Source organism: Candidatus Paceibacterota bacterium, from assembly GCA_035438625.1.
In the GTDB taxonomy this organism is placed as follows: Bacteria; Patescibacteriota; Minisyncoccia; order Phycocordibacterales; family DAORIS01; genus DAORIS01.
On the sequence record DAORIS010000002.1, the window covers coordinates 88623 to 112933 of the forward strand.

At 41.3% G+C, this 24311-nt stretch carries 27 protein-coding genes and 1 tRNA gene; 14 read left to right on the top strand and 14 right to left on the bottom strand.

Annotated features, from left to right (window positions below):
- Positions 1–31 precede the first annotated feature (31 nt).
- From PLF31_01250 to PLF31_01270, 5 genes are read left to right on the top strand one after another with little or no spacing between them, the layout of a single operon-like run.
- Positions 32–628 (top strand): hypothetical protein, encoded by a 597-nt coding sequence (locus tag PLF31_01250; GenBank protein HRH26079.1) that lies wholly within the window; start codon positions 32–34, stop codon positions 626–628.
- 1 nt (position 629) lies between these two features.
- Positions 630–1388: an NTP transferase domain-containing protein gene (locus PLF31_01255; protein ID HRH26080.1), complete on the top strand. Its 759-nt coding sequence runs from the start codon at positions 630–632 to the stop codon at positions 1386–1388.
- Between the two features lies 1 nt (position 1389).
- Complete coding sequence (locus PLF31_01260) at positions 1390–2157, top strand: NTP transferase domain-containing protein (protein ID HRH26081.1); 768 nt, start codon at positions 1390–1392, stop codon at positions 2155–2157.
- Positions 2117–3877 (top strand): hypothetical protein, encoded by a 1761-nt coding sequence (locus PLF31_01265; protein HRH26082.1) that lies wholly within the window; start codon positions 2117–2119, stop codon positions 3875–3877. Before PLF31_01260 ends, PLF31_01265 begins: the two co-directional genes overlap by 41 nt.
- A 1-nt stretch (position 3878) precedes the next feature.
- Positions 3879–4580 carry a glycosyltransferase family 2 protein gene (locus tag PLF31_01270; GenBank protein HRH26083.1) on the top strand — a complete coding sequence of 234 codons (702 nt, stop codon included), beginning with the start codon at positions 3879–3881 and terminating at the stop codon, positions 4578–4580.
- Between the two features lie 57 nt (positions 4581–4637).
- Here the strand turns inward: PLF31_01270 and PLF31_01275 are convergent, their stop codons facing one another.
- Positions 4638–5291: a hypothetical protein gene (locus tag PLF31_01275; GenBank protein HRH26084.1), complete on the bottom strand. Its 654-nt coding sequence runs from the start codon at positions 5289–5291 to the stop codon at positions 4638–4640.
- A gap of 121 nt (positions 5292–5412) precedes the next feature.
- Between PLF31_01275 and PLF31_01280 the strand changes: the two genes are divergently transcribed.
- From PLF31_01280 to PLF31_01315, 8 genes are read left to right on the top strand one after another with little or no spacing between them, the layout of a single operon-like run.
- Entirely contained in the window at positions 5413–6501 is a 1089-nt protein-coding gene (locus PLF31_01280) for an adenylyltransferase/cytidyltransferase family protein (GenBank protein HRH26085.1), read from the top strand.
- A gap of 16 nt (positions 6502–6517) precedes the next feature.
- Positions 6518–7771: a glycosyltransferase gene (locus PLF31_01285; GenBank protein HRH26086.1), complete on the top strand. Its 1254-nt coding sequence runs from the start codon at positions 6518–6520 to the stop codon at positions 7769–7771.
- A gap of 18 nt (positions 7772–7789) precedes the next feature.
- Entirely contained in the window at positions 7790–8653 is an 864-nt protein-coding gene (locus PLF31_01290) for an FkbM family methyltransferase (GenBank protein ID HRH26087.1), read from the top strand.
- Complete coding sequence (locus tag PLF31_01295; GenBank protein HRH26088.1) at positions 8650–9564, top strand: hypothetical protein; 915 nt, start codon at positions 8650–8652, stop codon at positions 9562–9564. Before PLF31_01290 ends, PLF31_01295 begins: the two co-directional genes overlap by 4 nt.
- Positions 9551–10240 (top strand): FkbM family methyltransferase, encoded by a 690-nt coding sequence (locus PLF31_01300; protein HRH26089.1) that lies wholly within the window; start codon positions 9551–9553, stop codon positions 10238–10240. Before PLF31_01295 ends, PLF31_01300 begins: the two co-directional genes overlap by 14 nt.
- 3 nt (positions 10241–10243) lie before the next feature.
- Positions 10244–11020 carry a DUF268 domain-containing protein gene (locus PLF31_01305; protein HRH26090.1) on the top strand — a complete coding sequence of 259 codons (777 nt, stop codon included), beginning with the start codon at positions 10244–10246 and terminating at the stop codon, positions 11018–11020.
- On the top strand, positions 11017–11880 hold the full coding sequence (locus PLF31_01310; GenBank protein HRH26091.1) for an alpha-1,2-fucosyltransferase: 864 nt from the start codon (positions 11017–11019) through the stop codon (positions 11878–11880). The genes PLF31_01305 and PLF31_01310 overlap by 4 nt, the downstream gene beginning before the upstream one ends.
- The gene (locus PLF31_01315) at positions 11877–12671 is read left to right on the top strand and encodes a glycosyltransferase (protein ID HRH26092.1); all 795 of its coding nucleotides are present in this window, start codon (positions 11877–11879) and stop codon (positions 12669–12671) included. The genes PLF31_01310 and PLF31_01315 overlap by 4 nt, the downstream gene beginning before the upstream one ends.
- On the opposite strand, the gene PLF31_01320 is transcribed toward PLF31_01315, so the two are convergent.
- The 13 genes from PLF31_01320 to PLF31_01380 form a co-directional block, all read right to left on the bottom strand.
- Positions 12648–14348, bottom strand: coding sequence for a type IV secretion system DNA-binding domain-containing protein (locus tag PLF31_01320; protein HRH26093.1), 1701 nt, complete (start codon positions 14346–14348; stop codon positions 12648–12650). The two genes, PLF31_01315 and PLF31_01320, sit on opposite strands and share 24 nt — an antisense overlap.
- A 32-nt stretch (positions 14349–14380) precedes the next feature.
- Positions 14381–15577 (bottom strand): putative glycoside hydrolase, encoded by a 1197-nt coding sequence (locus PLF31_01325; protein HRH26094.1) that lies wholly within the window; start codon positions 15575–15577, stop codon positions 14381–14383.
- Entirely contained in the window at positions 15561–15776 is a 216-nt protein-coding gene (locus PLF31_01330) for a hypothetical protein (GenBank protein ID HRH26095.1), read from the bottom strand. The genes PLF31_01325 and PLF31_01330 overlap by 17 nt, the downstream gene beginning before the upstream one ends.
- Before the next feature lie 23 nt (positions 15777–15799).
- Entirely contained in the window at positions 15800–17134 is a 1335-nt protein-coding gene (murC, locus tag PLF31_01335; protein HRH26096.1) for a UDP-N-acetylmuramate--L-alanine ligase, read from the bottom strand.
- A gap of 34 nt (positions 17135–17168) precedes the next feature.
- Positions 17169–18560, bottom strand: coding sequence for a UDP-N-acetylmuramoyl-L-alanine--D-glutamate ligase (gene murD / locus PLF31_01340; protein HRH26097.1), 1392 nt, complete (start codon positions 18558–18560; stop codon positions 17169–17171).
- 21 nt (positions 18561–18581) lie between these two features.
- A complete protein-coding gene (locus tag PLF31_01345) occupies positions 18582–18845 on the bottom strand; it encodes a hypothetical protein (protein HRH26098.1) in 264 nt (87 codons plus the stop codon).
- Entirely contained in the window at positions 18838–19608 is a 771-nt protein-coding gene (radC, locus tag PLF31_01350) for a DNA repair protein RadC (GenBank protein ID HRH26099.1), read from the bottom strand. Before radC ends, PLF31_01345 begins: the two co-directional genes overlap by 8 nt.
- A gap of 115 nt (positions 19609–19723) precedes the next feature.
- The gene (gene pyk, locus PLF31_01355) at positions 19724–21169 is read right to left on the bottom strand and encodes a pyruvate kinase (GenBank protein ID HRH26100.1); all 1446 of its coding nucleotides are present in this window, start codon (positions 21167–21169) and stop codon (positions 19724–19726) included.
- An 85-nt stretch (positions 21170–21254) separates the two neighbouring features.
- On the bottom strand, positions 21255–21638 hold the full coding sequence (locus tag PLF31_01360) for a DUF4383 domain-containing protein (GenBank protein HRH26101.1): 384 nt from the start codon (positions 21636–21638) through the stop codon (positions 21255–21257).
- Positions 21639–21740: 102 nt separating this feature from the next.
- A tRNA-Ile gene (locus PLF31_01365) sits at positions 21741–21813 on the bottom strand.
- An 83-nt stretch (positions 21814–21896) separates the two neighbouring features.
- A complete protein-coding gene (locus tag PLF31_01370) occupies positions 21897–22148 on the bottom strand; it encodes a flagellar biosynthesis anti-sigma factor FlgM (protein HRH26102.1) in 252 nt (83 codons plus the stop codon).
- Positions 22149–22177: 29 nt separating this feature from the next.
- Complete coding sequence (locus tag PLF31_01375) at positions 22178–22552, bottom strand: hypothetical protein (GenBank protein ID HRH26103.1); 375 nt, start codon at positions 22550–22552, stop codon at positions 22178–22180.
- Between the two features lie 94 nt (positions 22553–22646).
- On the bottom strand, positions 22647–23060 hold the full coding sequence (locus tag PLF31_01380) for a hypothetical protein (protein ID HRH26104.1): 414 nt from the start codon (positions 23058–23060) through the stop codon (positions 22647–22649).
- 118 nt (positions 23061–23178) lie between these two features.
- Here PLF31_01380 and PLF31_01385 point away from each other — a divergent pair, with 118 nt between their 5' ends.
- Complete coding sequence (locus PLF31_01385; protein ID HRH26105.1) at positions 23179–24021, top strand: FkbM family methyltransferase; 843 nt, start codon at positions 23179–23181, stop codon at positions 24019–24021.
- Positions 24022–24311: the final 290 nt, after the last annotated feature.

A 24311-nucleotide genomic window follows, 5' to 3' on the forward strand; every position in this document is an offset into this window, starting at 1 on the left:
ACGATACCGTCTACAAACAACGGGACACTATATGCAGGTCATTATCCATCGTGTAAATAAGATCGAACAACTTGCCAAGATTCCAACACACTATGGAGTCGAAATTGACATCAGAGGGTTTGGAGACAAACTAGTACTCACACACGAACCTTTTGAAGACGGAGATGAGCTTGAGGAATATCTAAAGGGATATAAACACGCATTTGTAATTTTCAATATCAAAGAAGCTGGAATTGAAAAGCGTGTTATTGATCTCGCAAAGAAATATAAAATCAAAAACTACTTCCTTCTCGATGTAGAGCCGTACTGGATCCATCACGCAACAACTGATGGATTTAAAAATATCGCTATTCGATACTCAGAGAACGAACCAATTGAAATGGCACTTAAGTACAAGAAAAAAGCTGATTGGTTATGGATCGATATTCCAACAAAACTTCCCCTCTCACCTAAGATTGTTAAGCAAATGAAAGGATATAAAACATGCCTTGTGTGTCCTGAGCGTTGGGGCCGCCCTCAAGAGATTTCTAAGTACATCAAGAAAATTAAGTCATTGAAATTTAAGCTTGATGCAGTGATGACATCTCTAAAATACGCTGATGCATGGGAAACATTGAACAAGAAATAATATGCAAGTAATTATTCCAATGGCAGGATTAGGCCAACGATTCCAATTTGCAGGATATAAGGATCCTAAGCCACTTATCGATATCGACGGAAAACCAGTTATCGAACACATTGTAAACATGTTTCCTGATGTAGAAAAGTTAATATTTATCGCAAATGAAAACCACCTCGCAAATACAAACATGCGAGATGTACTACAAAGAGTTGCTCCTCACGGTAAAGTAGTTGCTATTCCTGAACACAGACTTGGTCCGGTATACACGGTTCTCCAAGCAGTCGAGCACATTGACGACAACCTTCCTGTCGTCACGTGTTACTGTGACATACACACACCGTGGAACTTTAAAGAATTTGTACAACATATGCAGGATACTAACGCCGAAGCTGGTGTCGTTGCTTTTAAAGGTTTTCATCCACCACTTCTACAAGAAGGCCTCTACGCCACAGCTCGCACAGACGAAAATGATGACGAAGTACTAGAAGTACGTGAAAAATTTTCTTTCACACCAAATAAAATGGACTCATGGACTTCCGCTGGTGTACACTACTTCAAAAGCGGAGCTTTGGTTAAAAAATACTTTAAAAAATTAATTGACCTTGATATCCGATGTAACGATGAGTTTTATATCAGTATGATCCACAACCTCCTTATAGAAGACAAGCTCAAAAACGTATTGCACCCAATAGACTTTTTCATCTCATGGGGTAAACCAGAGGATGTGAGAGAATATCAATATTGGTCAAAACACTTCAATAAGTAACATGCGGACAAATTTAATGCTACTGGCTGGAAGAGGGAAAAGATTTGCAGACGCAGGTTATAGTATTCCCAAACCCCTAATTCCTGTAAACGGCCTTCCTATGGTCATTTCTGCTGTTCACAGCATGCCAAAGGCGGATAAGTTAATCTTTGTTGTTTCAGGTGATTATGTTAATAACCACGACATAACAAACCTCCTACTTTCATATTTCCCCGAGGCACAAATTATTGTCCAAACAAGTCCGCTACAAGGACAAGCCCATAGTGCACTTGAGGCTGTTGATGCCATCGATCCAGAATCAGTGCTTACAATTGCAAGTTGTGACGCAGGTCCAACATACGATATGAATAAGTTTGAAAGCGACCTGCTTTCTGAAGATCAAGATGCACTTATATGGTCATTTAGACACTATCCTCCAATGCAGACACAACCAAGTGCCTATGGATGGATTGATGCAGACGAGCAAGGTCTAGTAAAAAAGGTACAGTACAAAGTTCCACTTTCTGACCACCCCCTTGAAGACCATGCTGTTGTTGGGTGGTTTAGCTACAGAAAAGCAAAGACCTGTTTTGACAATGTAAAGGAAATGATTGAAAAGAACCTAAAGAGCGGCGTTGAATTTTCACTTGATGAATGCACCAACGTATTGGTAAAAAACAATCACAAAGTTAAGGTTTTTGAAATCGACACATTCCTTTCATGGGGAACCCCTATTGAATTAAAGACATATGAATACTGGCAGCGATACTTCGAAACAAAGAAAAAATAGAGTCAGCGTACTTGTTTTACTTTTCATCACCGTCCTAGCAGCAAGCTGGGTATGGCATATCACTTCTAGAAATTATCACTTCCAAGAAGTGGACTCTTCAGGGACCTATAACATCCTATACGAATTTCCTGGGTCAACATTACGCTTTATTGCACTTCTCTATCCTCACGGTAGTTTTATTTCAACAAGTACAGCTGAAAAAATTCTTTCGCACGATTCAATTCGTTCGATTAAAAACACATACCTTTCATCTTTTAGTGATGAATTTCTCATTAATCAACTAACACAAGCATCACTACTAAGTACATTTAGGTACGGTCTAACACAAGCAATTTCTTCCGCTCCTTTGCCTTTTGCAGTACAGAGTTTTTTCTCAATGGGAATTGGATCAACATACTCACCAGGTGCTGGTTTTGTGTATGGATTGGTTTCCGGACCAAACGCAGATTATTTGACGTTTATGTCTCGATCAATGGTCGTATCCATTACACTATTTCATGTATCTGTTTTACTACTATTTCTCATTAACAGAAAACTTGGAGTTTCAGATGGTGTAAATTCGCTTGTATGTTTTCTCATGTTGTTCTCGATAAGTATCTACTCGTCTGGAATTCATGTTGGTAGTACTGTGTGGAATTTCACAACAGAATTCTTGTGGTTATACTTTCTAGTCACCTATTACAAACACCCTGAGATACACCGACATATTGCTTGGTTAACAGGAGTATTGATCTTTTTCAATTACCTCATTTTACTGTTTTGGCTTGCCTTCATGTTCATTCGATTATTTGAATGGTGGAAACAGACACAGTCTCGTTCACTTAAAAAGTTTGGTGTATGGTTTTGGGGAACAATAAAATCACAACTTCCAGCAATTATATTAATTGGTACAGCTACAATTCTTTTCTTCCTTCCAGGTCAAGGTTTTAGAGGATCTGCAACATTTGCAACGCTTCCTTCTGATGTCTATTACACCGTACTTAACTTCTTTAGTTGGTACACACACTCAGCACCATTCAATCTTTTACAGTACAGCATGGGTGTATTACTACTCGCCTCATCACTATTGTTTTTCATTCCCAAACAAACAGAAGGGTCCGTTCATTCATTAGTTAAACAAATCTGTCTTCTCGTACTTGCTCTATATATAGTATTAGCAATCCTCCACACCCTAAGTTTTGCTCCAACACGCCATATCCTTTTCCTTATACCAATACTATTTATCTCCATTGCACAGGGATTATCTATCCTCTCGAAAAAAACTGGGATTCATATACCTACATACGTATCAGTTTCAGCGCTTACCATCCTCTCTGTACTTGGTATGTATTGTGTATTCCTGCGTGGGTTTGATACTGCCGACCGAACGGTGTTTCTAAACACCACTGATCCTGAAGTGTCTACAATTGGAATACACGATGGCTCGTATGATATTTATTACAAGTATGCAGAGAACAAGACTCCGGTGACGTTCATGCATCCTAAAATATTTGAAGCAGGTAAGACGTATTTGTATGTCAGCCCTTCTGTCGCATTTGAAACTCAGATGCGGGAATGGAGAAAAGAGCACGATATGGAAATAGAAATCTTGTATGATGCAAGGGAGATAACGGACGCATATTTCATCGCTCACAATCCAAATTTTGAGCGATTCCGTTACAGTCGCCCCAACAACCTATACCAAACAAAATTTACCGTTCGATCAGTATCAAAAAAATAACATGAAACTTTCAATCGTAGTTCCCTTCTATAACGAAGAAAAAAATATTCCATTAGTATTACAAGTATTTCAAAAGTTCGCTTCTTCATACGACTTTGAACTGATTTGTATTAACGATGGATCAAAGGACAATACCGCTGAAGTGTTTACACAATTTGCAGGAAATAACTCATACCCGTTTGCAAAATTTATTTCATACTCTCCTAATGGCGGATACGGCAACGCCATAATGACCGGGGTCCGAGCTGCGACGGGAGACATTGTTGGATGGACCCACAGTGATATGCAGACTGATCCAAAAGATGTATTCACTGCATTTGACGTGTTAAAAAACGAGACCAATAAAAGGACACTCGTCAAAGGAGCACGTATCAATCGCCCACTTCCCCAGGTAGTTCTCAGTTACGGTATGGCAGTTATTGCAAGTGTAATCCTCCGAAAGGTACTCGTTGAAATTAATGCACAACCAAAAGTATTTTTCAAAGAATGCATTGAGCTACTTACCAACGCTCCAAAAGATTTTTCTCTAGATCTATACTTGCTATACCAAGCAAAAATTCACGGATACACAATCAAGACTATTGATGTTGAGTTCAAAAACCGATTACATGGAGAATCAAGTTGGGGTGGAAGTTTCCAAAATCGCATCAAGACAATCAAGCGCACATACGCATACATTTGGAAACTAGCAAAAAGTAAATAAAAAAAAGCCGACGTACATTGTACACCGGCACACTTCAGAACGAGACCGTTCAATCTTCTACATCGTAAACAAATCCATCGCGGGACTGAAACGTGCATGCTCAATTTTGAGTACAATTGGCGATTCACTGAAAGTAGTATCGCCAATGTGTACTCGATCCCGGTACACATCGAGCTTATTTCCCACTTTCATCATCCGAGAAATCGTACAGTGGAAAATATCTGCGATTGCTTTTGGTTTGAGACCACATTCTGCAAATTCCTCCCAAAGGATTTCTCGCATGTTACGCACCTCGTCAGGAACATACTCTGCACAAAGTATGATGACACTTTTGTCAGCAATCAACCGAGTGAACTCCACCTCAAGACCTTCGAGCGTTGGTAGTGACGGAACGACTTTCTGTTTGAAAGTTTCAAATGCTTCCTTGGGACCGGTTGCGTTCATCACAGTCGTATGTAAACGGAAGTCTCTACCAACCATGAACAACTCGGAATTACTCTCTTGCTCAATGTTCTCCACAAGTGGGCGAAGCATACTGAGACACGTGGATTCTGATTGAGCAGTGTACCGTGCAAAAACACCGCATTGATCTCCAAGAAATTCAGGAGTAAAGCCTTCGAAAGGGGCAATATTTCCTCTTGCAATCGCCTCAACACCCTCCGATTGGATCTGCTTGATACGAGCAACGACATTTGCCTGTTTAGCTGCCACTTTAAGCTCCTCTGTTGGAATTTGTGTAGTAAAAGAATTTTGTATATACTATAACATATTTTATAGAAAAATCAATATCTCCCAGCAAATACAAGCAACGTAACAATGCTAAAATCTTCCTATGAAAAAAGTATTCGTCTCTGGTTGTTACGACATTCTTCACGCTGGCCATATTCAATTTTTTAAAGACGCACGAGCACTCGGTGACCACCTCACTGTTTCTTTTGCAAGTAAAGACGTACTCGCACTTTCTAAAAAGCGTAAACCTTCACTCCCAGACGACCACAAGATGATTATCATCGGTTCCCTTTCCTGTGTTGATGAAGTGGTCACTAGTTCAGACCTAGACCCAGTTTTTGATTTCAAAAAGAATATCAAACGAATAAAACCAGAAATTTTGGCAGTTACGGAAGACGACAGGAATGCTGAAGTAAAACGCCAATTTTGTGCTGAACAAGGAATTAAGTTCGTTGTCTTACCAAAACGCCGAACCGCAAGCTTGGCATCAACAACATCAATCCTTGCTGGCATCCACAATGTGTCAGAACTCCCCCTTCGTGTTGATTTTGCTGGTGGCTGGTTGGATGTTCCAAGATTTTCTAAAAAAGGTACATTCATCGTAAATTGCACAATCACTCCTAAGGTATCTCTATCAAATTGGCCATACGAACAAGGTGGTGGACTTGGTGGATCTGCGGCATACGCACTACTACAAGTTAAGAATGGCGTAGCATCAGAAATTGATTTAGGTGTTGGCTGGCAAGACCCTGCCGTAATCAATGAAACCGGACTCTGTGTATGGCGCTCAGGAAAAGAACCTGTCCTCGATGCAAAGTTTCATCCAGACTGGCTAGCAGGAAAAATGTTAATCGTGTGGACAGGTACATCTCATGTAACACCCGGACTGGTTGATAAAAAACGAGATTTTAAATTAATTGCAAAAGCAGGAGGTTTGGCAAAGGACGCTGTATACAAGAAAAGTCTCCCGGGGTTAGCAAGAGCAATCAACACAAGCTACAAAGTTCAAATTGGTGAAGGAATGGAACCCCTACAAAATATTGTAGGATCAATTGCAAAAAAATATCTTGGTGGAGGCCACGGTGGATACTCTCTCTATTTATTTGATAGCGAAAAGAAGCGAGAAAAGGCATTCAAAAAGATCGGTGAAGCAGCGAAAAAAATTGAGCCTTATATAAAGCCAATACAGTAACCTCTACAGCGAACCTATGAGATCAGTCTTTTTATCCCTCCCAAAGCCTCTAAAAAAACTGCTCTTGCGAATATATGAGGATATCTGGACACTCGTATGTCTTTTTCGGTCTGGAGTATACACAACAGGAAAAAAATCTACTCCGCACACAAAACCTCGTATTTTATTTTTTCACCCAACAGCACTCCGGTTTGGCGGCACTGAAAAATTACTCCAAGGACTTGCCAGACACTTCAACCCTGACAAATACGATGTGTATTTTATGTATGGAACTGAAACCGATTCAGAGCAGATACAAAATGCACAAGATCGAAAGACATATGTTTCCCAAAACTCTTCGGTGACCTTTATTCCTTTTTCATATTCCACAATCGAGAAAAAATTTCCTTTCTTTATCAAGGACATGAAACCAGACCTTCGAGGAGTCATTTCTACATATGAAATCAATGTACTGGTAGTCGCATGCTCTGGACACTCTCAATTCCCACATAATGTTGTTCGATCTATTCCGATCATTATTTTTAATATTTTTGGCTCACCAACTGCACAACCAAATGTAATTAAACACCTTTGTGTGTCTCATGAAGTAGGGAGCAAGGCTCTACGAGTAACAGACAGTTCTAGTGTTGGAGTTTTTTATAACCCATCCGAAGAACCTGATACCCGGGCAACAGAAAGAGGATTAGAGCTACGAAAAAAATTAGGTATTCCAGATAATGCCACAGTATTTGGAAGAATCGGCCGTGCAGATAATGCTATTTTTGACCCAATTGGTATCAATGCATTTGAACAGTTAGTTCATACATATCCTGAGGCGCATTACATAATTATGGCAACCCCACCAATCCTTCGAGATATCGTTAGAGATCGAAATATTCCAAACGTACATTTCATAGAACCTAGCGCAAAAGAAGATGACATCTGGGCATTTCACAAAGCTATTGATGTGCTTGCGCACTTTCGAGCAGACGGTGAATCTTGTGGGTTAAATATCATCGAAGCAATGATGGCTGGTCGTCCAGTTATTTCTCACAAGACAAACATGTGGAACGCACACCTCGAATACCTTGATACCACTTTTAGTCGAATTGCAGAGCAACACGACTGGAAAACATATCTCACACACATGAAAGAATTTGTTGAGTTACATCGAGCGGGAACATTGATATCTTTAGGAAACGCAGCAAGTAGTAAGGCACTCGACATGTTTTTGTTCAAGAAAAAGGCTCAGGAGTTTGAAAAGATAGTTGATACCGTATTAAAGAAATAGATTATAATTCGTACATTCATGAAACAATTCCTTCGAAAATTTGTCCTCTCAACCTTTGGAAAATCAGTGTTATTGCTTCCCCACTCACTTACTAATCAATCACAACCAACAGCGGCAAAATCAGTCCATGGATTTTGGTACGTAGGTAACGTATTTAATACAAGTTCAATTGCCTATGGAGTAGCCAAGAACGGAGAGGTTGAGAAAGAAGAGGTAGCTGTTGCAATTTCAGTTCTAAAACAACTACCACCAAATTTCTCCTTCGTAGATATTGGAGCACACACTGGGTACTACAGCATTCTTGCATCAACACTTTTTCCACAGTCAAAGATCACCGCAATTGAGCCAGGTAAAGAATTCATTGAGGAATTCAAGATGAGTGTTGATCTAAACAAGATTACAAACATTTCAATACTGGAAGTGGCAGCTGGAAAAGAGAGTGGGGCCGGCACACTCCACATGCAAGGATCTGGTAGCAGCCTCTCTCCATGGTTTAAGAGTGAAACATCAACTGAAGCACGAACCGTACAAATTAAAACACTCGACGAACTATTCCACAGTAAACAGCCAGTAGATTTTATTAAAATAGACGCTGAAGGCTTTGAGTATGAAATCCTTCAAGGTGCAAAATCTCTACTCTCTTCTGAAAAACCACTACTATATGTAGAAGTTGGCGGAGATCTTTCGGTACTAGATAGAAAATCAACTAACCCACACTTTAGCCAGACCTTTGAATATATGAAGTCTCTTGGATACACCGCATACGAATTCGAAAGTGGAAAAGGTCAAAAAGTGAATCCAACTAATCCGTGGAGTGGTATTCGAATGTGTCTTTTTACTCACAATGAAAAGCACAGAGACGTTGCAAGAAACATTTCATGATTACTATTTTAACCAGACCTCCTACCCTATCAATTCTTACTATTAAAGAATTGGCTGCTGAAATTCTGGGTAGAACTCGGGGACCTAGAGCTGTTGTTGAGAGCTTAAAGCGAGGACTCACAGAAATTGGAAGCGAATTCGCTGTTAATTCTCTTGGTGTAACTGATACCACCCATGTCATTAGCGGCGCCACAACTTTAAAGTACGCAATTAACAAAAAGCGTCAGGGAAAAATCAAAAAACTAATTGCAGGACCAGTAATTAGTATCACTCCAACTGATCACGACAGTATTATTTTGTCCCCCGAGATCGACCTCATTTTGTTTCCATCTCAATGGACAAAGGATTTCTTTGTTCACCAATCCCCCTCGCTTGCCGACAAGATTAAGATTTGGCCAGCAGGTACCACAATATCTAATGACGTATCTCCACGCTCTCACAAACGTGCACTATTGTTTATAAAAAACCAAGATATTGTTACAGAAGCACGAGTTACTAAAGAACTTATACAGCTGGGCTACCAAGTCGTTCGTATGGAGTATGGAACTTTTGGCCAGAAAGAATACTTCAAAAACCTCTTAACATGCAGTTGCATGGTGTATATGAGTTTTTCTGAAAGCCAAGGACTAGCAATACAAGAGGCGTGGATGCGCGACGTGCCTACACTTGTATACAACCGAGGTTTTTGGCAAAGCGGAACTGACATCTGGAAAGACTCAAGAATATCTGCACCATACCTCGACGCACGTGCTGGCATGTTCTTTTCTCCCGATGAAAACATTGAGATGGACACTCGAACGTTTATTGAAAAACTTCCCTCTTACACACCACGAGTGCGGGCACTCGAACTGTCAGACGAAGCATGTGCCAAAAAATATATTGATATAATTAGTTCCAATGAAGCTGCGTAACCTCCTTACTCCCTCTCGATATTTTGAATTTGCACTCCGCATTCTTGCTGGAGGACAGATTACGTATAGCCAACTCGGTGAAGATCTGATTCTTAAACATTTGATGCACGGACAAAAGAGCGGTACGTATATTGATATTGGCGCAAATAATCCACGCTTTTTAAGTAACACGTATCTCTTTTACAAAATGGGCTGGAAGGGACTATGTGTTGATCCAAATCCTTCCAAAATTAATGCTCACAAAATTTTCAGACCAAAAGATATTGCTGTCATTTGTGGCGCAGGACCCAAGGGAACACTTACGTACTACCTATATTCTGACGACGGATTAAACACATCTTCGGAAGAGACTATGGAGTCGTACGCAAAAAAAGGGATACAGCCGATCAAAAAAATCGAAACTTCACTCTTCCCTCTTCACGAGCTTGCAAAGGCACACCTGCCTCACCTGCCAATAGATATTCTCTCACTTGATACTGAAGGAAATGACATGGCGATCCTCACATCAAATGACTGGTCAGTGTGCTCGCCTCGATACATAATTCTTGAGACACTTGAATACTCTCCAACAGGACTAGGCGCCAAACTCAATCCTATGTATGATCCATATTTAGTATCGCTTGGATACACCCCAATTGCTGAAACCCACATTAACACCATTTACAGGAAATCGTAGTATATGAATTTTTCACAAATGCCACTCAAAAGAAAAATACGCCGTATTGGCTTTAGAATCATTCGTTGGTCAAAGCTACCGTTTATACTCCCCGATTGGTTTTCATTCGCAAAGAAACTTTCAGATCGTTTCCCGATGCGCCTCGCTGATGCGTATCCTTGTATTGGAGACAAGACCGCTGGTACTAAATTTGAACGTCATTATGTATATCACACTGCATGGGCTGCACGAGTAGTTAAAGAAATTAACCCAAAATTCCATACAGACATTTCTTCAAGTCTATATTTCTGTGGAGTTGCCTCAGCATTTGTTCCAATTAAGTTTTACGATTATCGCCCTGCCGCATTACATCTTTCAGGTCTTGAAAGTGAACATGCGGATTTAATGCATTTACCTTTTGGTAACAAGAGCATCAATTCAATCTCATGCATGCACACCCTTGAGCACATCGGTCTTGGAAGGTACGGAGACCCAATTGACCCAGACGGAGACATCAAGGCAATCAAGGAACTCAAGCGAGTGACGGCTCAAGACGGGAACCTACTTCTTGTCATGCCGGTTGGAAAACCTCGCATTGAATATAATGCCCACAGGATTTACTCATATGAAATGGTCAAGAAAATCGTGTGTGACGAGGAATTTTATATCCACGAATATACCTACATCCCTCAATTTGAAGAAGAGGGTCCAATGGTTCGAAATGCTGACCCAAAGTCGGGTGACAGTGCATCGTACGCATGTGGATGCTTTTGGATAAAGCGAAGGACACAGCCACTATGATCACAGTTAAATTAAAAGGAGGACTTGGAAACCAGATGTTCCAATATGCACTTGGAAGAAAATTAGCTGTTAAACACAAGACTGACTTACTACTCGACACCTCACGGTTCGAATACAACGCGCTATACCCTAATGATGCTGCAAGACAATACTCCCTTGATTGCTTTAGACTCTTCCCGGGCGCACGCGCTACAAACATCTCTCAATACAAAGGAGGTGTTATTGAAACAGCAATACGAAGAATCACTCATAAGCTTATTAAACCTGACCATTTTGCGTATGACAAGAAAGCTGACCACGCAAAAGACGGATCATTTTTAGAAGGTTTTTGGCAAAGTGAAGTGTATTTCAAAGAAATACAGAACATCATTAGAGATGATTTCGCATTAAAAAATCCACTCGGTGGAAATGCCCGTACCGTGCTCCAACTCATTGAAAATTTAGAGACTCCAGTGTCAGTACATGTTCGCCGTACAGACTACGTCTCAAACTACCGTTCAGTTCAACTGATGGGATATATGACAGACCAATATTATGTTCGTGCCTCTGATGCAATGAAAGAAAAAATAGGCAAGACACCTAGCTGGGTTATATTTTCAGACGACATTGCGTGGTGCAAAGAGAATATGAAATTTTTAGACAGCGCTCTGTTTGTAGACAAACCAGATATCAAAGATTACGAAGAGATGGCATTAATGAGCAAGTGCAAACACCACATCATCGCAAACAGCACCTATAGCTGGTGGGGTGCATGGCTCAATCCACACAAAAATAAAATTGTCATCGCACCAAAACAATGGACCGCAGACCCTCGCCTTGATACATCATTAGTATTACCCCCCGAGTGGCACAAACTATGAACGAATCACATGTACAAACATCAGTCAGCGTCATTTGCGCCACAAGAAATGGAGGGGCATTCATTACTCGAGCAATAGAAAGTGTTCTTCATCAGACCATTCCTCCCAATGAAATTATCATTGTAGACGACGCAAGTACTGATACCACTCCCACGGTCATCCAGAACCTTATTGTGGCACATCCACAAGCCAATATTCGACTCATTACGAATACTAATAACGTTGGACCAGGAAAAGCACGCACCCAAGCAATTAACGCCTCTACTAGCCAATATATTGCCCTCATCGATGATGATGACTGGTGGATCAGTTCTGACAAACTTCGTGCACAAATATCCTTTTTAGAGGCTCATAGAGACCACTGTCTTGTAGGGTGTACAAACACCCATCTGATGAATGAAGATGGTGCCCAAATTGGTATATACACTAACCCAGCTACTGATGCTGATATTCGTGCAATTATTCTCAGAAAGAACTGCTTTACAACTTCTTCAGTGGTCTTTAAAAAAGATACATATTTAGCTACCGGAGGTTTCAAACCACTCTACTTGGCAGAAGATTATGATATGTGGCTTCGAATGGGAAAGATTGCAAAGTTTTCTAATATTCCTGAGGCTGACACTGCATACACAGTTCGAACGGGAAGTATTAGCAAGCGCAGAGAAAAAGACATGTACACATCAATACTCTCAATTGTAAAAGATCACAAACACGAATACCCAGGTGCATTTATTGGCATCACCAAAGCATACGTACGGTTATTGTACCTACGAATGAAAAATTTTCTGTAATTCTTCTCTTGGAATTTCAGCGTGAGTTCGTGTGTCAGTTGGTGGAGTTGGAGACTTTGACGCAACGGACACAGTTTCCTTCTTCTCGAGTTCCTTTGATATTGCTAGTAACTGCTCACGGAGAGAATTCTTCTGTTCATTTTTCTCAACTTCAGAGCGCGGCATTACTTTCGGTTTAACTTGAGCCTTAAGACTTTCTTCCACTGGTGATCTATCTGATGCTGGCATAGGCTCCGACGTATACATTTTCTTTACCGATCGCTTCAAAGAGTCCTGCATATCTTCTTTCCCAACAAGCTCTGGTTCCCGTGGACGCACTGCTGGTCGTTCTGGTTGTCTTATATCAGGTTGTCGATTTTCAGGTTGTCGGCGGACAGGTCGCTCAGCTGACTCAATAGGCTTATGCCACTCCTTAATGTATTCTTCTACTTCCCCACGAGGCTTTGAGAAATTAGCACGCGACGCATCAATAATTTGCTCTCTAAATGACACCAGTGGTTTTGCAATTGGAGGGAGTGTGACAGCGGAAAACGGCTGAGATGTCACACCACCAATCATGAGCTTGAGATAAATCTGTACGAAACCAAGGTTAACTAGATCATTTGCCTCAAATTGCGGCGCAAATTCTTTTTCCAAGACATCAGCATCATAGGCACCGACGCGAAAAGCAATCATTGTTCCGACGTTTCCAAACACCGCAGAACGTACCTCTTCAGACATTTGTTCAATGTACTGGTGTGCCATAGTTAGATTTAACTTGTATTTTCGAGCCTCCGAAAGAATGTTTGCAAATGACTCGTTAGCAAATGACTGGAACTCGTCTACGTAAAGGTAGAAATTGGGCATGTTCTTTATAACTGCGGGAGCAGCGTCAGCTCGTGACATTGCAGCAAGGTATATTTTTGTAATCAACATGCTTCCAAGGAGATTTGCATTTCCTTCTCCAACTTGCCCCTTTGAGAGGTTGATGATGACAATTTTTTTCTTGTCCATCAATTCGCGGAAATCAAATGACGATTTCGGCTGGCCGATAATATTTCGGATCATTGGGTTCGAGGTGAACTGTCCGATCTTGTTCTTGATCGCGTCTCCCGCTTCCTGCATGTATCGCTCGTTATACTTTGCAAACTCATCTACCCAAAACGACTTTACAGCCGGATCCTTGATGTTTGCAACTACCAGATTTCGATACTCCTTATCCGAAAGCATTCGGTTAACTCCAATGAGTGTCGAGCCGGGATACTCCAAAAGAGCAAGAATAGTATTCGAGAGAATATACTCCATACGAGCTGACCACGCATCCTGCCAAATCTTCTTGAATGCACTCATGAGACCTGAGACCACCAAGAAGCGACGTTCATACCCAACGTCCTCCATCACGTTAAATGAAATTGGATAGTTAAGATCAAACGGTGCAAAATATACAACGTCTTTTACGCGCTCCTTTGGAACATAATCAATGAGGAGGTCTGCTGTTTTTCCGTGGGGATCAATAAAGGCCATTCCTTCCCCGTTTTGCATGTCCTGGACGGCCATGTTTTCAAGGAGTGTAGACTTTCCCATACCCGTCTTTCCAATAATATAGACGTGTCGAGTTCTGTCCGAGGCTTTAATGCCGAATTTAACTCTTCGGCCCCTCGTATCAGTTTCTGCAAAGTACGCTACTCGATCTTCCATTAGAGACTAGTATACCATTTCACACACAAGAACTATTGTGTTGATTCAGGAAGATATGCACCATTCGTGTACTTGTTTGATGCATTCCATATCATCCAACTATCAAGACCAATATCATTTGTAGCTTTAATCTGTGCACGGACCATGTCTGCTGTGTAATCAGCACCAAGGTCAAAGTCTTGAAGCCATGGACGTAATTTATCTGTTGAAATCCCCATTGCAACAGCACGCTCCATCGCACGGCTCATAGATATCTTAATCACTTCATATGGATGTTCTGCAGGATTGGCCAAACCATTCCATGTTGCTGGGTAATGTGACGGGTACACCATTGGTGCAACATAGTCTACGTACGGTAGTGCTTTTTCTAATACTTGTCCTATACCAAGGTCATCTGTATTTGTTGTCACCATTCCAAAGAGATCAACTGATATTGGAATGTTCTCTTTTTTTAGTTCGCCTGATATATGCTTCAAAAAACTCTCTAAAACATCTTGCTTAATCTTTCCTTCACTTGCAGGAAAGTATATATCCTTCATATTTCCGTCAGATGGGAATCGAATATAGTCAAGATTAATTTCATCAAACCCTCGGTTCCATGATTCAAGTGCGATTTTTGTTGCATAGTTCCAGACACGTTCATCTCCCGCATCTAGCCAACTGACTCCTTTATAGTCTTTCCATACCGCTGATGTGTCAGATGATTTTTTTACTGCCCATTCTGGCTCAGCCTTAACCATGTACGAATCCTGAAACACACTGAGTCTTCCAATAACATAGATTCCTTTGTTGTGGAGTTCTTGGATAAGCGCATCAATGTCAGCAATGCGTGCTTCTCCCGCACCGGTTGCAAGAAGGTCTGGATCGTTTGGAATGAAGCCAATCTTTCCTGTGTAATCTTTAATATCAATTACCACTGCATTAATCTCAGTATCTTCAACTAACTTAATGAGTGGGTCTCGGAGATGTTTTGTACCCGCAACCCAGTTGGTTATATAAATTGCCTTTACAGCTTCTGGTGTAGGAATGCGAGAAATAACTTTCTTTTTCTCTTCAGCGACTGCAATTTTTTGTATAGCAGTTTGAGCAGCTGAAACAACTTCGTCAGCTGTACGCTGGTATGACACCCTAAAATATTTAGGAGCGAGGTTAAACGAGGCAGCAAGAGCTACTGCAAATATACAAATTACAAGCGCACCAATGAGTACTGCCTTAGCGGCTTTCCACATACGTTTCAGGTACTGTGCCTTCACGGTGCGGAGCAGCATCAGTCACAAGCGGACGGAGGATTGGTGCATCCTTTGAAATGAGGGCGATAATAGTTAGAGATACGATTACGAAAAGAATAAGCTTAAGTGTTGACGGAACACTAACAATAAAGAAGAGGATATTCAGGAGGGCTAAGCCTACGATCGCGTTGTATTTCATCAAACAATAATCTCACGGGGACGCTACTCCCGCAAGGTGTGTATAAGCCTGTCCCCAACTTTATAGACATCTCCTGCTCCAATTGTGATCAAAACTGATGTTGGAGTCAGTTCTTTTGTAAGTTTTGCAACAGCTTCATCAAAATCTCCCACCGCAACAGCGGCAGTTCCATGGGTTCTCGCTGCATCAGCCAAAAGTGTATGTGTTACTGTCGGGTCAAATGCCTCTCGCGCTGCGTAAATTGGAAGCAGTATGACACTGTTGGCATCTGTAAACGCTTCGGCAAATTCATTAAAGTGCTCTTTTGTTCGACTATATAAGTGTGGTTGAAACACCGCAACTATTTCTGCTTTGTCTCCAAATTCTTCTCGTGCAGCAGCAAGAGTCGCCTTGATTTCAGTTGGATGGTGACCATAATCATCATAAATTTTCGCTCCTGATGCTGCTACTCCTTTATATTCAAACCGTCTCCATGTTCCAGAAAATGTTGTAAGTCCCTGTTCTAAAATTTCTGTATCCATTCCCATGAAAGCTCCTGCTTCAAAGGCAGCTTTTGCGTTCATTCGGTTGTGGACACCTGGAACCGAAAGCTTCCCGTTAAATCCACCGACTGTGTAATCAATGACAGTAATATTTTTTCCTTTAGCATATTCAACAACAGGCACAACAGAAGGATGTGTTACGTCAGTAATGAGTACACCTCCTGGTTTTATACGATCAACAAACTCACAAAAAGCACGTTGGATATCCGCGAGATCCTTGTAGTAATCAAGATGGTCGTCATCAATATTTGTGATAACTGCAATGTCTGGAGAAATGTTTAAAAATGAACGTTTGTATTCACACGACTCAACAACTAGAAGATCGCTCGCGCCAGCAATGAAATTCGAAAATTCATTATGTGCCCCTGGAACCTTAAGAAAGCTTCCAATTATGACAGTTGGTTCCTTTTTTGCATGCATGAGCATTGAAGCAACCATACCTGTTGTTGTGGTCTTTCCGTGAGTTCCGGCAATAGCAATCGTATACATCCCAGAAGAAAAAGCACCGAGTGCTTCGGGGTATGTCATGACTTTCATGCCAGACTCTGCCATTTCACTGGCACGTACTAGTTCAGCGTTGTCTTTAGGTATCGCAATTGTATACACCACAAGCTCTGTGTCTTGTGGAATATTTTCTGCGGCGTGGCCAATGTGAATTGTTGCACCGAGCTTTTTCAATTCTGATACCACTTTCCCATCAGCCTGATCAGACCCTGAGACAGCAACACCACGAGCAATGAGCATGCGCGCAATTGCAGAAATACCAATTCCACCGATTCCAATAAAATGCGCTTTCTTTACAGCGAATACATCCATACTGCCATTCTACTATTTTTTACAGAGTTATGAATTAACTTTGATGTTGTAGTTTTTTGACTTCTGACACAAACGTATCTCCCCTATCATATTCATTTTTAAAAAGTCCAAATGAGGCAAATCCTGGACTCATCAGTACCGCATCAGCACCAGTTTCAAGTGCTGTTTTTTGAGCTAACAATACAGCTTCATGCATGTCAGAAACCTCCACATACGGAAGCCCTGAAGTGGCTAATTCTAGCTTTAATCGATTAGTTCCCGTACCAGGTAATAATATGCACACCTTGGCCATTTTTAGAGCTTCCAGGGCCTTTCCAAGGCCTAATTCCTTGTCCGCTCCACCGGCAATTAATACGATGTTTCCATGCCCCGATTCTATAAGTCCGGTAATACCGACAAAGAGTGCATCAGGTGTTGTTGCGGTCGTATCATTGACCCACACCCTCACCTTATCTGTACTATCAACCTTCTCTTTTGAAACTACTTCCAATCTACCCGGCACACCCACAAATGACGCCACTGCTTCGTTGCTTTCTTCAACTGTAATTCCCAGTTCCTTTAACACGTTCTGGGCAATAGCAGCATTATAAATATTATGCTTCCCAATTAATTTCAGTGAAAAATTTCCTTCTGGAATATCTTTTGAGAGAACCAGCCGACCATTAATCCTCCGTTTATATGTTTCCGATATTAAACCCGCACACTGCGGTCCGAGAATTAGTACGTCGTGTACATCTTGCCACAAGAAAATATTTGCTTTGTCAGCAAGGTATTGTTGTGGCTTATCTTTGTAGTAATTTTGGTGGTCTTCAAGAAAGGTTGTAAAAACTGCAATGTGCGGACTGATTTTCCAATCTCCAAAACCTTGTAACTGCCAAGAATCAAGCTCAAGCACAAACACTTCACCAAATACAATATCTTTCAGAAATTGAATCGTTGATACTCCAAGAATATTTCCACCCAGTCGAACTGGAATAGATCTTTCCTTAAGCACGTGGTGAATTAAGTATGCAGCAGTAGTTTTTCCTCGAGTTCCTGTGACACCAACAATTCTCGCTCCTGACATTACAGCAAACCGTGCAAACACAGCAGAACTCATCACCACTTCCTTTCCTGCGTTTCGAGCAGCTTCAATATACGGTGAATTTAGTGGAACACCGGCACCTTTGCACACAATATCAGCCGATATAAAGTCTTCTACAACATGACCACTGAGACGGTATGTTATGTTCAAGTATTGCTTCAGTTGATCTATTGAAGTCTTTAACTGCGCTTCTGTTTTTACATCAGTCACAATTACATGCGCTGCGTGCTCAGCAAAAAACGCAACATCACCAACCCCGCGACCAAGTAGTCCAAGACCCATGACGGTCACATTCTTCCCTTTGAGCCATTGTTTACATGCCTCATACCCCCTATTGTCCATGCAATAAATATACCAGAAAAGTTACTCAACCGTACACTTTGAAAGCAGGCATTTTACGTTAATAATCTCAGAAAGCAGGTGCTGCATCTTGTCTGTGTCGACTTTAGAAAATTCAGGTGATGACTCAAATTTTGCAAGCTTAACAAGTAGAAGTTTATAAAGGTCAGTAAAATATACTTCTAATATATCTCTATCGCGTTCAGGATTATCTGTTCGGGGTGCATCGTGTAGGACCTGTACTAACCGTCCGAATGAATATGTCCTATGAATTGTTGCGCTAGGCATTGTAATCAACATCTATGCTAATAAATTTTTCACCACTGACAATAATGTGGTCAATCAACGTAATTCCTAATATTTTTCCAGACTCAATAAGTTGATTTGTAACTTCAATATCTGATATCGAAGCTTCCATAACACCTGACGGATGGTTGTGGGCAAGAATTACTCCAGCTGCTCCATACTGTAATGCTGGGCGAAATACTTCTCGAGGGTGGATAAGATTTGAGTTAACAGTTCCAATTGAAATTACCTCATCATGAATCACTTGATGATGCGCGTTTAGATATATTCCACGGACATGCTCTTTAGGAAGATTATGCATGTCATGCAAATAATTGTATGCATCTTCAGGTGTCCTAAGTACCGCCATACCACCTGCAGTCTTATCAAAAAATCTCCTACCTAATTCACTTACCGCAACAACCTGCATCGCTTTAAATAATGGAATGTCTAGTTCAGTTGCCATTTCTTCTGCATTTACCTGTCTTGAGAGCACCCGTTCTCCATATTCTTTAACTATTTTTTCTGACATCTCTAATACCCCCTCTTTTTTCGTACCGCTACCGAGAACAATCGCTAGTAGCTCTGAAACAGAGAGCGCTCCTGGGCCAGTAGATAATAATTTTTCTCTCGGTTGGTCTTCCTTGGGCAAATCCCTAACTCGCAATACATACTCTCTTTCCCGAGGAGTTGAGACGTCTAAGAACAAATCGGTATCCTTAATTGAGTACCGTATCTGCTTCTTTGTATCGATTGTAGTATTCATGCAAAAAGTATACCAATCTGTTATGAAGAAAAAATAAAATCTAATTAAAAATATTTCTATACCAAAACAAAAAAAGCAGGTACAATACCTGCTTTTTTTGCAACCAAACTAATTTTTAAATTGTTTCTACAATGAGCGCGTTTGTGTCAATATTCTTGTCGAATGGAAGACCGGCAGCAAGAACAACAACATCTCCTTTTGTGATCATTTTGTTTTTGATCATCACCTTCTTTACAGATTCAAACGTATCAACGGCTGAAGCACGCTTTTCAACGAGTACTGGAGTTACACCAGCTGTTAGGACAAGCTGTGTTGCAACCTTAGGATCTGGAGTAAGTGCATAGATGTGTTGTGCTGGCTTAAAGCGTGAAAGCATTCGAGCAGTGAGACCTGAGTGGGTTACTGCAATAATTGCCTTTGCATCAAGCTGTGTAGCAATGTGAATTACAGCGCCTGAAACAGCATCAACAACGTTCTTTTCATCGGTCATAACCTCTTCAACCGTTCGAATTGGATACTGGGCTTCAATTTCTGCTGCCACACGTGACATCACTTTGATTGCCTCAACTGGATACTCACCAAGTGTTGTTTCCTCAGAAAGCATAATCGCATCTGTTCCATCAAGAATTGCATTTGCAATGTCTGAAACTTCAGCACGTGTTGGAACTGGGCTCTTGATCATAGACTCCAACATTTGAGTTGCAGTGATGACAGGCTTTCCTTGTTCGTTACACATCGCAATAAGTCGCTTCTGGATCATAGGAACCTTTTCAGCAGGAACCTCGATTGCCAAGTCGCCACGAGCCACCATCACACCATCAGTGAGCGCAACGATTGCTTCTAGGTTATCAATAGCTTCTTCTGTTTCGATCTTTGCAATGATCTTTGCTTTTGACTTTGCCTTATCGAGCATTCCACGAAGTTCAGTAATATCTTCTGGTCGTCGTACGAATGAAAGAGCAATGTAATCAACCTTGTTCTTAATACCAAACTCTAGATCCTTTCGATCCTTGTCAGTAATAGAGCTGATCTTTAGGTACGCCCCTGGGAGGTTAACTCCACGTCGTCCTTTTGTATCACCTCCAACGATCACCTTACAATGAATGTCATTGCCTTTGATTTCAGTAACCTGGAGACGCTTCTTTCCATCATCAAGGAGAACAAAGCCACCAACTTTAAGTTCTTGAGGAAGTGTTGGGTAGTTAACAGAAACCTTTTCTTCTGTTCCGATCACCTTATCTGTTGTAATTGTGAATTTCTGACCTGCCTTGAGAGTTACTCGTCCACTTTCAGTTCCAAAATCACCAATACGAATCTTTGGTCCAGAAAGGTCTTGGAGAATTGCCATGTGCACACCCAACTTTTCACTCACCTTCTTACACACCTCAACGCGAGCCTGGTGTTCAGGGTGGTCTCCGTGAGAGAAGTTGAGACGCATGACGTTTAGTCCTGCCTTAACAAGTTCTGTAAATTCTGGCTCCTTTTCTGTTGCAGGACCAATAGTTGCAACAATCTTTGTCTTTTTTAATGCAGGTGTGTGTGGTGTGGCGATATTTTTCATAGAGGGTGAATCATAGCCGTAAAATGACTTATTTGCAAATAAAAAACACCCTAGAGGGTCTAGGGTGTTTTTTATTCTAGAAAAACTAGACTGTCATCATCTGGTCACGATTGCCACTTAAGAGTCCGAATCCTGCATAGAGGAAGACTGCTGTAAGGACAAGGTGTAGGAAGTTATCAGCTGTGTTTACAACGATAAGTCCTAGTACTGGATCATTTCCAATGAATCCAAGTACAGTAACGAGCAAGTATACAATTCCGAAAATCTTGAAGTACCAAGATGCGTATGCAGTTGAAACTGCAGCAGCAACGATAGCAGCAAGACCTGAGAGGATGTGAACCATATTGTGGATCCCATCAACCTCAAATACTCCGAGAAGAAGACCGTTTGGAGTAAGTGCTGGAACGAATCCCAATACACCCACAGCCAAGAATACGACTCCAACGATATATGCGAGTGTCTTAACCATAAAATTTAAATGTAACTTAATCTTGTAGCGCCCACTTAAGTATACTCCTTAAACCTCATACATCCAGAGACGCTTGTTCACACCCAATTAGGATCAATATAGTGCGCGTGCCAGGGATCGAACCTGGGACCTACCGAGTATCAGTCGATTGCTCTACCAGCTGAGCTACACGCGCGTGCAAAAAACATTACCAGAAAAACCGAATAAAATAAAGCCGTACCCAGAGGATACGGCTTTTTTGAGGTTAGTGGATTGAGATCATTCCAAGTCGTCGAGAGCTTCGCCAGCCACACGATTATGCATCGCATCGCTTTCGTATGTGCCATCCTCGAGCCTGGCCCTGATGTCCGCAACCTTATCGGCTCGGACTTCATTGGCTTTGAGCTTCTCAAGAAGCTCCTTTGCTACCGTAGGACTTGTTGTTCCTACAGCAAATCGAGCAGCGTCGAGCATTGAAATTTGCTCATGGACAGAGAGACCAGGATTACCACCATTTGGATCTAAAGACATCGGACTTCCCTTCACCGCTTTCGCAGTGATTAAATTGCTTGTTTCTTCCCAAATCGCTCTGTCCCACACGGAACAGAGAACGTGAGCATCATTGCGCGAATATTTGCTTGGTGCGCACTGATAGTTTTAGACGCATCCCTGATTCGAGTGATTTCTTCCTGAACTTCTCTAAACGTCGGATTTTTCGGCGTTTTAGAGTTAGGATCTTTCTCCCGTTTGATGCGAGACATGATTTCTTCCATTATCACATCCCATGTCTGTACCGGACCATTCGGATTAAGGACGTTTAAGTCGCCCACACTCTTTCCTTCAAGGCTATCCATAGCCTCACCTTCCACTTGCTGCATTACAGCTGCCAAAGAACTGATTGACCTAAACCTGGTATCTATTATAGCACAAATCACACATTTGTCAATATAGGCCAACGTAGAACAAAATTTGTCAAATACACTAAAAAACCGCCCCCAAAAGAGCAGTTTTTTGTACTGAACGAAGTGCTTAAATATGTACCTTTGAAGCAAATGTACCGATCAATGGCAATTCTTTCTCCTTGCCATTAAGTGCGTTTAGAATACCGATAACAACAAACACCAATCCTGCAATTGACAGAAGTGCACCAATAAATCCTAAGACCGGGACAGCACCAATGACCATTGCGACCACATGGTAACAGAAGAGCACCATTCCCTGTTTAGTATGGAACTTCACGAATGGCTGATTCTTTGATGCCATAAGAAGTGGAATAAAGAAAATGACATATGCAAGTGCTGCTGCAGTTGTGTCTTTTTCTGTAGCTGGTTCAACCTGAGGTGCCTCACCTTGTGTATTAGCTTTCGGCTCACTAAATGCTGACTGACTACTGTCTGTTTCGCCTATCGGGTTACCTGTAGGCTGTTCTTGTGTTGGTTCCATGAATGAAAATATATTGTTTGATTTGTATAGGCACATCATAGCAAATACACACAAAAAACTTGCCCTTAACCCCACTTATGTGGTGTTATAATCGAACTCACTATTCAGCCATTTTCCAATGTCAAAATTCCAATCCATCAGTGCAGTAGCAAACAAAACAACCGTCCAGAACCACAACAAACTCCTGTTCCTAACATTCTTCTTTCTAACTAAAGTATTTAGCTTTTGCCTTAGAAAAATTCCTACACTCGGAAGACAACTCCGCAGGATTCGATCATGGCTTCCGGCACCTGAATTCATTATCCAAAATTCAATAGGCACCTGGTCAGTTAGACCCTTCAATGACTCCATGACAATTTCTGCTGAATACTTTGAGTCACACCTAGCTTCGTGGCCTGGAAAACCAGCATACAAAAGAGTATGTATTGATATTGGTGCAAACATTGGAAAATACACCCTCATGGCAGCAAGCCAATATGGATACAAAAAGATACTTTCGATTGAAGCAAATCCTGTTACCTTTCAAATACTATTTAAAAATATTGCCCTTAATTCGTTAGTGCAAAAAGTGACCGCTATAAATATTGCAGCTGGTGAAACAGAAGGCACTGTCACTATCCAAGCGGACTCACACCATCTTGGTGGCGGAAACATCGTTGACTATCATGTGAATGATGCAGTTATGGATACACGGCATGTTGTTCCTGTTTTTAGAATTGACACACTACTTTCAAAACAAAACGTCCCTACTACTGAAGTTGATTTTATTAAAATTGACGTTGAAGGTGCTGAAGGAGAGGTGTTAAAAGGAATGACATCGACACTTAAAGATATGCCGATAGGATCATACATCATGATTGAAATGAGCAGAAACGAAGAAGCGGTATCTCGTGTATTTACATCAAACGGATTTATAAAAGTTGAGTCTCATTCTCACGACACATTGTTTGTTAAGCAATAACAAAAGCCGCTTACTGATTTCTCAATAAGCGGCTTTTGCCAAAATAATGTGCTTTATTTTGTTCCGTTCTGCAAGTTGGACACATTCGAATCGTGTCCAACTGGCCCGGTACGCCGTCTCCGGGATTGCGAATGGATCGTTCTGGAACCACCATCATCTTCCCATCACCCGAGGGTGATGATCGACTGCTAAGCACCTAGACCGCGATAAAAATCGGGGCTTCGATAGCAATTTCACTTGAATTGTTCCACGAGCAGCTTCCGCTACCCGTGCCTTGTTACGACTTACTC